A 12,509-nucleotide genomic window follows, 5' to 3' on the forward strand; every position below is an offset into this window, starting at 1 on the left:
GAGGGGTGTCGAGCGTGGCGGTGCCGGCGGCTACCAGATCAGGTCGTCCGGCACCTGGAAGCGGCTGTAGTACGCGTCGTCCTCGTCGCTGGCTGCCGGCGCGGCCTGGGTGGTGTCGAGCACGATCGCGGCGGGATCGCGGCTGGCCACCTTTTCCACCACCGCGCGCGGAATCGGCGCATAGCCGGCATCCAGCCGCGCGATCACCGCCGCGCCGCTGATCAGCTGCGCGCGCAAGGCCGCGTCGACGCGCAAGCGCTGGATCTTGCCGGCGTCGGTGAAGTGGTAGTCGATCTCGCCATCGGCCTTGAGCTTGTGGCTGTCGACGAGTTGCCGCGCCTGCGCGCGCTGTTCCTGCGCGCGCACCTGCGCATTGCGCTCGGCGGCCAGCGCGCGGTCGCGCTCCACCCGTTCCAGCCGCAGCCGCTCGCTCTCCAGCTGCTCGGCGCTGGGCGGCGGCGGCGCCTTGCCATGGCGCGCCTTGGCCTGCTCGCGCGCGACCTGCGCCACCTGGTTCTTCTTCACCAGGCCGGCCTTGAGCAGTTGTTCCTGCAGGGGATTGCGCATCGGGAAAATCCAGTCGATCCAAGACGTTGGCCGCTATCTTACCCGCTGCGGCAGACCCCTGGCCGCGACTGCGCGGCGGCGGCCACCGCTCGTGCCGGCGGCCATGGCGCGCTATCGTGGCGCCATGCAAGCGCTGAAATACCTCGTCGGCTATCCGCCGCATGTGCAGGACCAGGTCCGCGAACTGATCGCGCGCGATCGCCTCGGCGAATGGCTGCGCAAGCGCTACGACACGCCCAATCCGGTCCGCAACGACCGCCAGCTGTACGACTACACGCTGGCGTTGAAGGACCGCCACATGCGCAGCTCCGAGCCGCTGCACAAGGTCATCTACGACAACCGGCTGCAGGCGGTGAAGCACGCACTGGGCACCCACACCAGCGTCTCGCGGGTGCAGGGCAGCCGGCTCAAGGCCAGCCGCGAGATCCGCATCGCCGGCGTGTTCCGCGACGCGCCGGCGGCGTTTCTGCAGATGATCGTGGCGCACGAACTGGCGCATCTGAAGGAAAGCGCGCACAACAAGCCGTTCTACCAGCTGTGCACGCACATGGCGCCGGACTACCACCAGCTGGAATTCGACCTGCGCCTGTACCTGACCCAGCTCGACCTCGCCGGTACCGCGGACCGCTGAGCGTCGCCGCGCATGGCAGCGCGGCGACGGCTGCACGTACACTGCCCTGCCCTGATCGCCGAGCCATTCGATGTCCGCCCCTACCCGCCTCGACAAATACGTGGCCGCCATGCTGCCGTGCTCGCGCAGCGAAGCGCAGCAGTACATCGAGGGCGGCTGGGTCAGCGTGGACGGCGTGGTGGTCGAGGAACCGCAGGCGGCGGTGACCACGCAGCAGGTGACCCTGGCCGCCGACGCGCAACTGGGCGCGGTCGAGCCGGCCACCCTGCTGCTGCACAAGCCGGCCGGGCTGGGCCTGGACGCCGCCCTGGCCCTGGTCACGCCGGCTACGCGCAGCGGCCTGGACATGGCCGACGTGCGCGTGCTGAAACGCCACTTCCTGCGCCTGAACGCGCCGCTGCCGCTGGAAGACGCCGCCAGCGGTCTGCTGGTGCTGAGCCAGGATGGCCGCGTGCTGCGCCGCCTGACCGAGGACGCGACCTCGATCGAACAGGAATTCGTGGTCGAGGTGCGCGGCGAACTGCGGCCCTACGGCATGTTGCGGCTGGCGCACGGCCTGGTCTACCGGCAGCGCAGCCTGCCGCCGTGCAAGGTCAGCTGGCAGAACGAGGACCGCCTGCGCTTCGCGATCAAGCACGTGCAGCCCGGGCAGCTGCAGCACATGTGTGCCGAGGTCGGGCTGGAAGCGATCAGCCTGCGGCGCCTGCGCGTGGGCCGCATTCCGTTGGGCAAGCTGGCACCGGGCGAATGGCGTTATCTGCCCGGCGGCGAGCGCTTCTGAGCGGCGGCGGCCGGAACCGGTGACGCGCCGACGCACGGCGCACGCAGCCGTGCCGGCGCGCACAATCGAGCCTGGCGGCGCGAAGTCCCCCTGCCTTGCGGCCTATTGCGCGCGTCGCGACTGGCGGCCGACACTCGCCGCGGGCAAAAGGGGACACGCATGATCGCAACGATTCTGGCCGCGGCACTGGCCGTGGCGCCGACCGATGCCGCGGTGGCGCAAGCCGACCTGCAGTTCGCCGCCGCGCGCATCGCCGCCGATCATCCGGGCCTGGCCCCCGGCGCGGATCCGACACTGGCCGCGCAGGCGCGGCAGGCGGCGAGCGCGGCGCAGGCCCAGGCGCGGCGCATCGTCGATCGTGCCGGCTATGCCCGGGTCATGCAGGCCTATGTCGCCTCGTTCGGCGATCCGCATGTCGCGATCGAACTGGCCTCGCCCGACACCACCGCCGCGAGCGCGACCGCACCCGACACCGCCGCGCAGGGCGCATTCGAACGCCTCACGCCGACGGCCTGGAAACTGACCCTGCCGACCTTCTATGCCGGCGATCCCGGCTTCGAAACGACGCAGGCCGCGATCGCCGCGGCGGCGGACGCGCTGCGCCAGCGCACGCCCGCATTGCTGGTGCTGGACCTGCGCGGCAACGGCGGCGGCGCCGCGGCGCCCGGCGACGCGGTGCTGGCCGCGATCTGGGGCGAGCAGGCGCTGCCCGCGCTGGACCGCCGCCGCGCCAGCGCCTCGCTGTGGCGGGTCTCCGACGGCGTGATCGACAACCTGCAGACGCGCCGCGCGCGGATCGCCGTGCGCTATCCGCAGGAACTGCCCGGCTTCGACCGCTTGCTGGACGGCCTGCGCGCGGCGCAACGCCAGGGAGAGGCGCTGTTTCGCGACCCGCTGCCGAGCGCGGCCGGCGGCACCCCGCCGCGCGGCGGCCCGGCACGCATCGTCGCGATCACCGACGGCGCCTGCATCAGCGCCTGCCTGGATTTCACGGACCGGCTGCTGGAAGGTCCCGGCGTGGAGCAGGTCGGCCAGCCGACCGGCGCCGACACGCTCTACACCGAAGTGGAAAGCGTGCCGCTGCCGAGCGGCCGCGCGACGTTGCTGCTGCCGATGCAGCGCCTGGAGGGGCGCCAGCGCGGCGCGATGCAGGCCTATGCGCCGCATGTGTACCTCGCCGACGACGCGGCGGTGAGCGCCTGGCTGCGCCGCGAAGTGGCCGCGGTGTCGCCCGCCAACGGCGCGCCCTAGCACCTTCGCGCGATCGCGATCGGCTGATCCGGCTGCGCCGAATGCCTGGCCGCGGCAGCGCTCAAGGCGCGTCATCACTCCACAAGCAGGTGCTGTGGAGTTACACGCCCTACGGCTGCGCCAACGCGCGCTCCACCGCCTGCTGCGCCAATGGCGCCATCAGCGCGTAACCGGCCGCGGTGGGATGCACGCCGTCGTTGGCCAGGGCCTTGTCCAGGCCGCCCTGGCGATTGCTCATCCTGCCGTGGTAGTCCAGGTACACCGCGCCATGGCTTTGCGCGTACTGCTTGATCCACGCGTTGAGCGCGCGGATCTTTTCCGCCGGCTGCAGGCCCGGCCGCCACGGGTAGTCGCTGACCGGCAGCACCGACGCCAGCACCAGCTTGATGTGGTTGGCCTGCGCCAGCTCGGCCATCGAGCGCAGGTTGTCTTCGATCATGCGCTGCGTGGACAGGCCGGTGTTGCCGGCCAGGTCGTTGGTGCCGGCCAGGATCACCACGGCCGCCGGCTTCAGGTCGATGACGTCCTGGCGAAAGCGCACCAGCATCTGCGCCGTGGTCTGCCCGGAAATGCCGCGATTGACGTAGGGCTTGCCGGGGAAGAACTCGGCGCCCTCGCTACGTCCCCACATGTCGGTGATCGAATCGCCGTAGAACACCACGCGCCGCTCGCCCGCGGCCGGCGGCGCCAGCGCGGCGTTGTCGGCGCGATAGCGATTGAGCTGCGCCCAGTCCAGCAGGCGCTGCTGCAGCTCGGCCACGTCCTTGGCCTGCAGCGTGTCCGGCGCCTGCGTGTACAGCGCGTCCACCTTGCCCTGCAATGCGTCGGCGGCAGGCGCGGCGGTCTGCGCGGACGCAGGATGGGCGACACTCAGGCACAGCGACAACAGTGCGGCATGCGACAAGGGCTTCACGATCCACCTCCAGCTCGGGGAAACGCGTCACCCTAATCCAAATCGTGCGCCTGCGCGCGGGGCGGTGGCTTGGGCGGTGTGCGCGGAGCGCACAAGCAGTGTGCGCGGCATTGCCGATGCAGCGTTACCCGCGGTTTCTGCGCACGGCGCTCGCTCGTATTCTCGCCTCGGCGATGCTGCAACCGCCCCCTCACCCCAACCCCTCTCCCGTGAGGAGAGGGGCTTGTGCTCCGGTGCGAACGCGCCGTCGCTGGTGGCGCGGCAGGCCGGCTTCGCTCAGTTGCTGGCGGCGGCCTGCCGCGGCAGCGTCGCCAGGAAACGGGTGCCATCCTGCTGCGAGGAGCTGACCTCGATGCGCCCGCCATGCGCCGCGACGATCCGGTCGACGATGTACAGGCCCAGGCCCAGATTCGCGCCGGCGACCTGTGGCGTGCCGTCGGCGTGCGCGGTGGTGGTCAGCGGCTCGAACACCGAGGCCAGCATCGCCTCGGGAATCGGCGGCCCCAGGTTGTGCACGCTCAGGCCCACCTCGTCCGCCGCCAGGCCGTTCAATGCGATCGTGATCTGCTGATCGCGGCTGCCGTATTTCAATGCGTTGTTCAGCAGGTTCGCGATCACCCGGCGCAGCCGCATCGCGTCCCAACTGCCGTGCAAATCGCCGACCGTGAGCACCTGCATCGCCCGTTTCGGATAGATCGTGGCCATCTCGTCGACGACGTCCTGGGCCAGCGCGTCCAGGCTGGCCGCTTGCGGACGCACCGGCGTGGACACGCCCAGGTTGTCGCTGGTGAAGTCCATCAGGTCGTCCAGGATCGCCTTCATCTGCATGGCGCTGCGCAGCAACACGCGCGCCTGCGGCGCTTGCGCCTCGCCCTGCCCCAGCATCAGGTCCGCGCAGCTCATCACCGCCGACAGCGGCCCGCGCAGGTCGTGGCCAAGGATGCCCATGAACAGGTGCTGGGTCTGCTCCACGCTCTCCATGAAGGCGCGCACCGAATCGGCCAGGATCTGGTCCAGCGCCTCGTTGAAACGGCTCATGTCCGGCAGATCCTGCACGCCCGGCGTGTGTTCGGACCGGCTCCACAGGCGCATCACGCTGGCGCGCAGCGCACGGAATTCCGAGACCAGCTGCATCATGCCGAAGCCGTGCTTGACCCGTTGTCGGGCATGCAGGCTCGCGGCGCCGTCGGTCTCGAATTGCTCCGAGCCGGCATCCAGCGACCTGAGCCGTAGTTCCGTCGCGCTCATCGGCGCGCGCATGTCGGCGACGATTTCGGCCAGCAGCTGCGCGGCGTGATCGCGCAACTGGAATGCGCTCATCGCCTCGCCTTCCGCACCGCGGGTGCGCGCGAACGCGATCCAGTCGTCGCACAACGGCTCGATGTTCGCCTCGATGAAATCGGCCAACTTCATGCCGGCCCCCTCGCACTTGGCCGGCCGCGCCGTAGCCGCCGAGCACGACCATTCGCCGCGAGCACGCCCCCGGTGCCGCTTGCCGCCGTCGCCGCGCGGCCTTCCAAGCAAAACATCCTCATTGCATCAGCCCCCAGCGTCGATGCGCCAGCTTAAACATTCCCGGTTGAATGCGTACATCTGGGCCCTGCCGGAACGGACGAGGCGATGCCATGCGCCGCCGCCCGGTGTTCGCGGTGGCGCGCGGTTGGTGGCGCGCGGTACCACACGCGGCCGCTGAACGGATCGATTCTCGTATGCGGCACCGAAGCGACAAGGCGCACGGCCGTACCGATGCGACATCGGGAATGTGCGCAACGGCGATCCGCCAGGGACCGGCACGCGAACGCCGCACACGCCAGCGATGCGACGCGCAACCTGTCACCAAAACGCCACGCGGCAGCCTCCGCTTGGGCCGATCGCAGGCGTGCCGCCGCGCCACACGCCCGGCATTCAGTCGCCACTCATGCGCCGGCGCCTGCCCCGCATCGGCACGCCTACCGCGCAAGGACGAACGCCCGCATACCGGATGCCGAAGGCACAAGCCGTTGCCCGACAAGGGAAGCGGCGAATGCCGAAGCGCAGATGCTGCGGCATGTCTGCCATCGGCAATGCACACGTTTGCTACGCGATGCCGCGTGCGCGATTGTTTTTCGCTATCCATGCAACCTTTTCGCCGGCCCTAACTTTTTTGTACGTACATGACACGCGCTGTTTTCCGTTCCTACCATTGCGCCGGTAGTGAAGGGGGGGTCCCCACTCCAAGCCCCGAAGGACACCGCATGAACAGGCATTACGCGCACCGGAAACTCTCTCTGCTGTGGCTGGCGTTGGCTCCCGGATTGATGCTCGCCACGGCGGCGTCGGCACAATCCGCAAGCCCTGCCCCCGCGCAAGCTCCGAACGACAGCGCAGCGTCCGCCAGCCCGCAGGGCGGCAGCTACGGCGACAACGCAAGCTCCGGTTCCACCGCTGGCTATGGCACGGCATTCGGCGGCGGCGCGCCCTATGCCACGCGCAGCAGCTGGGAAAACGCCGGTGGCGGCTATCTCAACACGCGCTTCGCCCCGGCCGAATGGCAGATCACTCCGTTCAACGCGGCGCGGCTGAAGACCGCATGGACCTTCACCACCGCAGGCGACGTGTCCGCCACGCCGACCGTGCAGGGCAGCGCGCTGTACGTGCCCGACTGGGGCGGCCAGCTGTATCGCATCGACACCACGCTGGGCAAGGCGGTGTGGCAGGTGAAACTGTCCGACTACACCGGCAATGCCGCCTCGCTGTCGCGCAACAGCCCGGCGATCGCGCGCAACAGCGTCCTGGTCGGCGACCAAGCCAGCGGCACGGTGGTGGCGATCGACAAGAACACCGGCAAGCTGCTGTGGAAGACCCTGGTCGAAGCCAATGCGCAAGCGCGCATCACCGCCTCGCCGGTGGTGTACGGCGATCGCGTCTACGTCGGCGTGTCTTCCGGCGACTGGGGCGGACTGAGCCCTGGCTACAAATTCTCCTTCCGCGGCAGCGTGGCCGCGCTCGACCTGAAGACCGGCAAGCTGCTGTGGAGCTTCCGCACCGCGCCGGAAGGCTATACCGGCGCCTCGGTGTGGGGCACGCTGGCGATCGATCCGCAACGGCAGCGCGTCTACGCCACCACCGGCAACAACTATTCGGTGCCGCTGGACGTGGCCAGCTGCGTCAAGAACGCCAACGGCGACAAAACCGCACAGCTGGCCTGCCTGGCGCCGGACAACTACGTGGATTCGGTGCTGGCGCTGGACATGCGCAGCGGCAAGCCGGTGTGGACGCGCCGCCTGCAGGGCGCCGACGCCTGGTCGCTGTCGTGCCTGGTCGCGCCGACCGCCGGTGTGTGCCAGGAACCGCAGGGGCCGGACTACGACTTCAGCGGCGGCGGCGCCAACCTGTTCACCGCGATCCGCAACGGCAAGCCGCAGGCCCTGGTCGGCGCCGGGCAGAAGAGCGGCGTGTACTGGGCCTTCGACGCCGACAGCGGACGCACCGTGTGGTCCACCCAGGTCGGTCCGGGCGGCACCGCCGGCGGCATCGAATGGGGCTCGTCGGTGGATCCGTTCAAATCGCGGGTCTACGTCGCCATCAACAACAACAACCACACCAGCTACACCCTGGCCCCCGGCAACACCGAGACCTGGAACGCCGGCTCGTGGGCGGCGCTGGACGCGGCCAGCGGCAAGATCCTGTGGCAGGTGAAGGTGCCGGGCATCGATCCGATCCAGACCACGTTCGGCGCCGGCGGCCGTGGCCCGCTCGCGTCCTCGCCCGGGCTGGTCTACGCAGGTTCGATGTCCGGCGCGATGACCGTGCTCGACGCCGAGACCGGCAAGACCCTGTGGAGCTTCGATGCCGGCGGTTCGGTGTCCAGCGCGCCGGCCGTGGTGGACGGCGCGGTGTACTGGGGCGCGGGCTACAGCCGCTTCAACTTCGGCACCGGCGTGCACAAGCTGTACAAGTTCGTCCCGGCCACCTCGCACGCTCACTGATCGCGCGGCGGCGCAGCCGAGACAGGCTAGAACCGACAGCCCTCCTGCGCATGCAGGAGGGCTGTTTTCGTAGACGATGCGGCCGCTGCGAGGCGGCAGGTCGGCGGCCGGCAGCGCGACAGTGGCGCTTCCACCACGCAGGCGACAAGCGCGCAGCCCAGCGCCAATCCTTACGACCGCTTCTTCTTTTTCGCTTCCCGGCTTTCTTCGCCCGCAATCAGCGACAGCACGTCGTGGATGATGGTGAACATCGCCGCGTGCGCCTTGTCCCCGTCGCCGCTCTTGATCGCGTTCAGGACCCGACGGTGCGCCGGGATGCTCGCCGTATGCCCGCCGATGCGGTTGGTGAACTGGATCGAAAAACTCAGCGCGGTGTTCACCAGCTCGTGGAATTGCATGTAGAACGGATTGCCGGTCGCGTCGAGGATCGCGACATGGAAGGCCACGTCCGAGGACAGGTGATCGTCTTCGCCGCGGCCGGCCGCGATCATGCGTTGCAGCGCGTGCTGGATCTTGCCGATCGCCTCGGCATTGCCCTGCTGCGCGGCCAGCTTGGCCGCCATCGGCTCGATGCCCTGGCGCATTTCGGTGAACGAACGCAGCAGGCTGTGCGAGAACTTGCGTTCCAGCATCCAGCGCAGCACGTCCGGATCCAGCAGGCTCCAGGTCTGCTCGGGCCGGACCACGATGCCGCTGCGCGGGCGCGCGGACAGCAGGCCCTTAGCGGTCAGCATCTTGATCGCTTCGCGGGTCACGCTGCGGCTGGTGGAGTACGCCGAGGAGATCTCCGCCTCGGTGGGGAAACTCTGCAAACCGTAGATGCCGGCCACGACGTCGCGCCCCAGCGCATCGAGCAATTGCGAGCTGAGCGTCGTGCTTCCGAACTGTCGCGCCCCCCTGCCCAGATGGTGCGATTTCATTGCAGGTAGCCGTTTTTACAAGGAAAGATCGAGAGTAGCACGGCGATTTCGGCGCGGAAGTCTTGATTTTTTCACGGCAAATCCGGTGGCCCGGGACACCCGCGGACACGTCCTGGACACCGGCCGCGCACGCGTGCCGCCGGCCGCCAAACGCCTCACGGCAGCCGTGCGGAAGCGGTCGCGCCGCGACCGGCGATGGGCCCGCACCACGCGCCTCGCCGTGCTGCGCTGCCCTGCCACCGCTCATTCGTCGCGCCCAGGCATGGCCTGCTCCGCGACCCCGCCCGGCGTCGCGCTCGGCTGCAGGCGGAACCGGTAGCTCGCCGGCTGCAGCGCGATGCGATACGCCGCGTGCGGCTGGCCCCATTTGCTCCACTGGTCGTCGCCGCCCAGGCCGATCTGGCGATCGTCGATCAGCAGCGACACCCGGCCATGGGCACGGATGTCGGAACTGTGCGCACTGCCGACCGGCCTGCGCTCCAGATCGGAATACGGGAACGCGAGCGCGTTGACCGACAGCGGCGCGCGCCCGCTCACGGTCAGCGCCGCACCCTGCTCCGGCGCCAGCCGCAGCCAGCGCACGCCGACCTTGTTGCCGGTCTCCTGTGGGCGGATGTAGTCGTGGTGCTGCTCGGCGATCTTGCCCGCATACAGCGCGATCTCGCCGCTGCTGTAGCGATCGGCATAGGTTTCGTGCGGACCGCGGCCATACCAGGCCAGGTCGACGAAGCGGTCGGGCATGGTGAACGCCATCCCGAAGCGCAACGGATCCGGCAAGCCGGGATAGCGCGGGTCGAAGCGCGCGGTCACCTCCACCGAGCCGTCGCGCGCCATTACGTAGGCGACGTCGTAGCGCACGTCGGCCGTCGCGCCATCGCCTCCGAGATCGAAACCGATGTCGATCCTGGCGCTGCCGTCATCGGCCTTGCTGGCGCCGATGGAGCGGACCCGGCGCGTTTCCGACAAGGTCTTCCACACCAGGTGCGTCGCGTACAGGCCGGTGCCGATGTCGTTGTCGGTCGGCGCGCGCCAGAAATTGGGCGCACCGCCCTGCAGCAATTCCTGGCCGCGGTAGGCATAGCGTGCGACCAGTCCGGTGCCGCGGTCGATGCGCAGTTCCGCACCCGCCGCGCGCAGGCTCAGCTCGTCCGGCGCGTCGCGCAGCGCGACCGCGGCGCCGTCCGCCCGTGCCACGGCCGCCGCCGGCGGCGACGCCAGCGCGAACTGCTCCCAGGACACCACGTGCCCGGCAGGCACCAACGGGATCGCGCCGGCGCGCGCGTGGGCGCGCACGCTGATCAGGTACTCGGCGCCGGCCTGCTTGTGCAATGCCGGCAGGTCCAGCTGCAGCTCGCCGGCGGCGCCGGCGGCGATCGCCAGGTCCGGCGCGCGGCCCTCCTGCACCACCCGCCCGTCCTGGCGGATCTGCCAGTCGAAAGAGAATCCCGACAGGTCGATGAAGGCATGCCGGTTGCGCACCAGGAAGCGCCCGCGATCGGCGTCGATGGCCTCGAACTGGATCGGGCCGTAGACCTTGGCCAGCTCGTGCAGGTGCGGGTTCGGGGTGCGGTCCGACTGCAGCAGGCCGTCGCCGAACTCGATCGCGCTCTGGCCCGAGGGGTTCGGCCCGTAGTCGGCGCCATAGCCCCAGTACGGACGGCCGTCGGCGGTCTTCAGCAGCATGCTCTGGTCCACCCAGTCCCAGATGAAGCCGCCCTGCAGGCGGTCGTGCGCATAGATGGCGTCCCAATAGGCTTTCAGGTCGCCCAGGCTGTTGCCCATCGCATGCGCGTACTCGCACATGATCAGCGGCTTGTGCGCGTACTCGGTGCTTGTCGCGTAATCGACGATGCGCGCCACCGAGTCGTACATCGGCGCGTAGATGTCGGCATAGGCATTGGGCGCGTGCTGCGCGTACAGCGTGCCCCAGCCCAGGTAGCTCACCAGCCGGGTCGTGTCGCGCGCGTGCAGCCAGTTGGCGGCCTTCTCGAAACTCGGGCCGATGCCGGCCTCGTTGCCCAGCGACCAGAAGATGATCGACGGATGGTTCTTGTCGCGCTCGAACATCCGCTGCACCCGCTGCAGGTGCGCCAGCTCCCAGGTCGGGTCGTAGCCGAGCTGCACCTTCTCGCGCGGGCGCATGCCCTCGTTGCCGGCCTGCATGTAGGCATGCGATTCGATGTTCGCCTCGTCCATCACGTACAGGCCGTATTCGTCGGCCAGCGCGTACCACAGCTCCGCGTTCGGATAGTGCGAGGTGCGCACGGCGTTGATGTTGTTCTGCTTCATCAACGCGATGTCGCGCCGCATCGAGGCTTCGGAGATCACGTGGAACGTCTGCGGATCGTGCTCGTGCCGGTTCACGCCGCGGATCTTGACCGGCTTGCCGTTGACCTTGACCAGCCCGTCCTTGACCTCGACGGTGCGAAAGCCGATGCGGCTGGCGCTGGCCTGGATCAGCCGCGCGTCGGCATCGTGGACCTCCAGCAGCAAGGTATACAGATTGGGCCTTTCCGCGCTCCACGGGCGCACCTTGCCGATCGCCCCGGACAGCGTGAGCGCCGCCTCCTGCCTGGCCGCCGCCACCGTCGCCTGCCGCACCAGCACCGGCGTATCGCCGTCGAGCAGCGTGGCGGTGACCCGCGTGCCCTTGGCCGCATGCACCAGGCCGACATCGACATCCAGCGCGCCGCCGACATAGCGCGCATCCAGCGTGGCGCGCGCGAAGAAATCGCGCAGCCAGGTCTGCGGCGTGGCCAGCAGGTAGACATCGCGCTCGATGCCGCTGACCCGCCAGAAATCCTGGTCCTCCAGATAGCTGCCGTCGGACCAGCGATAGACCTCGATGGCGACAGAGTTGCGCCCCGGACGCAGCTGCGCGGTCACGTCGAATTCGGCCGGCAGCTTGGAATCCTCGCTGTAGCCGACCCGTTGTCCGTTGACCCAGACATAGTAGGCCGCGCCGGCCGCGCCGATGTGCAGCAGCACCCGGCGCCCGTCCCAGCCCTGCGGCACCTCGAAATCCCGCCGATAGGAGCCGACGCTGTTGATGGCGTGGGCGATGAACGGCTGGTTGGCCGGGAACGGGTAGTCGATGTTGTTGTACAGCGGCTGCCCGTAGCCCTGCGCCTGCCAGTCGGACGGCACCGGAATGGTCTTCCAGGCCGACACGTCGTAGTCGTCGCGGTAGAACTGCGCCGGGCGCCGCTCCGGCGTGGGCGAGAACATGAAGCGCCAGTCGCCGTTGAGCGAGAGGTGGTAACGGGAATCGCCGATGCGGCCGGCCTTGGCCAGTTCCACCGATTCGTACGGGAAGGACGTGGCCCGCGCCGGCAGCCGGTCGATCTCGTTGACCTCCGGGCGCTCCCACTCGGGCAGCGTGGCGGCGGCGGCCGAAGTCGTGGCCATGTGCAGGCCGATCAGCAGCAAGACGCTCGCGCTGGCCAGGAGTCGTTGTCGCACTGTCGGTTTCATGGAA

The 12,509-nt window shown here is 69.4% G+C and carries 9 protein-coding genes; 4 read left to right on the forward strand and 5 right to left on the reverse strand.

All coding sequences use genetic code 11. The features are described 5' to 3' along the window. Positions 1–30: 30 nt before the first annotated feature. Entirely contained in the window at positions 31–567 is a 537-nt protein-coding gene (locus JR064_RS02465; RefSeq protein ID WP_179563725.1) for a DUF2058 domain-containing protein, read from the reverse strand. 124 nt (positions 568–691) lie between these two features. Here JR064_RS02465 and JR064_RS02470 point away from each other — a divergent pair, with 124 nt between their 5' ends. From JR064_RS02470 to JR064_RS02480, 3 genes are all read left to right on the forward strand, one after another. Further along, complete coding sequence (locus tag JR064_RS02470; RefSeq protein WP_179563724.1) at positions 692–1,198, forward strand: YgjP-like metallopeptidase domain-containing protein; 507 nt, start codon at positions 692–694, stop codon at positions 1,196–1,198. A 70-nt stretch (positions 1,199–1,268) separates the two neighbouring features. Then, the gene (locus JR064_RS02475) at positions 1,269–1,979 is read left to right on the forward strand and encodes an rRNA pseudouridine synthase (protein WP_206228679.1); all 711 of its coding nucleotides are present in this window, start codon (positions 1,269–1,271) and stop codon (positions 1,977–1,979) included. A gap of 159 nt (positions 1,980–2,138) precedes the next feature. Then, complete coding sequence (locus JR064_RS02480) at positions 2,139–3,230, forward strand: S41 family peptidase (RefSeq protein WP_206228680.1); 1,092 nt, start codon at positions 2,139–2,141, stop codon at positions 3,228–3,230. A gap of 109 nt (positions 3,231–3,339) precedes the next feature. Here the strand turns inward: JR064_RS02480 and JR064_RS02485 are convergent, their stop codons facing one another. Together JR064_RS02485 and JR064_RS02490 are read right to left on the reverse strand one after the other, a co-directional pair. Beyond that, positions 3,340–4,134, reverse strand: coding sequence for an SGNH/GDSL hydrolase family protein (locus tag JR064_RS02485; RefSeq protein ID WP_206228734.1), 795 nt, complete (start codon positions 4,132–4,134; stop codon positions 3,340–3,342). 285 nt (positions 4,135–4,419) lie between these two features. Continuing rightward, positions 4,420–5,556, reverse strand: coding sequence for a sensor histidine kinase (locus JR064_RS02490; protein WP_206228681.1), 1,137 nt, complete (start codon positions 5,554–5,556; stop codon positions 4,420–4,422). Between the two features lie 821 nt (positions 5,557–6,377). On the opposite strand from JR064_RS02490, the gene JR064_RS02495 reads away from it, so the two are divergent. After that, the gene (locus JR064_RS02495; protein WP_206228682.1) at positions 6,378–8,111 is read left to right on the forward strand and encodes an outer membrane protein assembly factor BamB family protein; all 1,734 of its coding nucleotides are present in this window, start codon (positions 6,378–6,380) and stop codon (positions 8,109–8,111) included. A gap of 170 nt (positions 8,112–8,281) precedes the next feature. On the opposite strand, the gene JR064_RS02500 is transcribed toward JR064_RS02495, so the two are convergent. Both JR064_RS02500 and JR064_RS02505 read right to left on the reverse strand, forming a co-directional pair. Continuing rightward, the gene (locus tag JR064_RS02500) at positions 8,282–9,031 is read right to left on the reverse strand and encodes a FadR/GntR family transcriptional regulator (RefSeq protein WP_206228683.1); all 750 of its coding nucleotides are present in this window, start codon (positions 9,029–9,031) and stop codon (positions 8,282–8,284) included. Between the two features lie 243 nt (positions 9,032–9,274). After that, a complete protein-coding gene (locus JR064_RS02505) occupies positions 9,275–12,493 on the reverse strand; it encodes a glycoside hydrolase family 2 TIM barrel-domain containing protein (RefSeq protein ID WP_338123856.1) in 3,219 nt (1,072 codons plus the stop codon). Between the last annotated feature and the right edge of the window lie 16 nt (positions 12,494–12,509).

It is taken from the genome of Xanthomonas bonasiae, assembly GCF_017163705.1.
Lineage (GTDB): Bacteria > Pseudomonadota > Gammaproteobacteria > Xanthomonadales > Xanthomonadaceae > Xanthomonas_A > Xanthomonas_A bonasiae.

Bases quoted from the DNA above. Each gene is read 5' to 3' on its own strand.
- JR064_RS02465 (WP_179563725.1), bottom strand. From the start codon at position 567: ATGCGCAATCCCCTGCAGGAACAACTGCTCAAGGCCGGCCTGGTGAAG.
- JR064_RS02470 (WP_179563724.1), top strand. From the start codon at position 692: ATGCAAGCGCTGAAATACCTCGTCGGCTATCCGCCGCATGTGCAGGAC.
- JR064_RS02475 (WP_206228679.1), top strand. From the start codon at position 1,269: ATGTCCGCCCCTACCCGCCTCGACAAATACGTGGCCGCCATGCTGCCG.
- JR064_RS02480 (WP_206228680.1), top strand. From the start codon at position 2,139: ATGATCGCAACGATTCTGGCCGCGGCACTGGCCGTGGCGCCGACCGAT.
- JR064_RS02490 (WP_206228681.1), bottom strand. From the start codon at position 5,556: ATGAAGTTGGCCGATTTCATCGAGGCGAACATCGAGCCGTTGTGCGAC.
- JR064_RS02495 (WP_206228682.1), top strand. From the start codon at position 6,378: ATGAACAGGCATTACGCGCACCGGAAACTCTCTCTGCTGTGGCTGGCG.
- JR064_RS02500 (WP_206228683.1), bottom strand. From the start codon at position 9,031: ATGAAATCGCACCATCTGGGCAGGGGGGCGCGACAGTTCGGAAGCACG.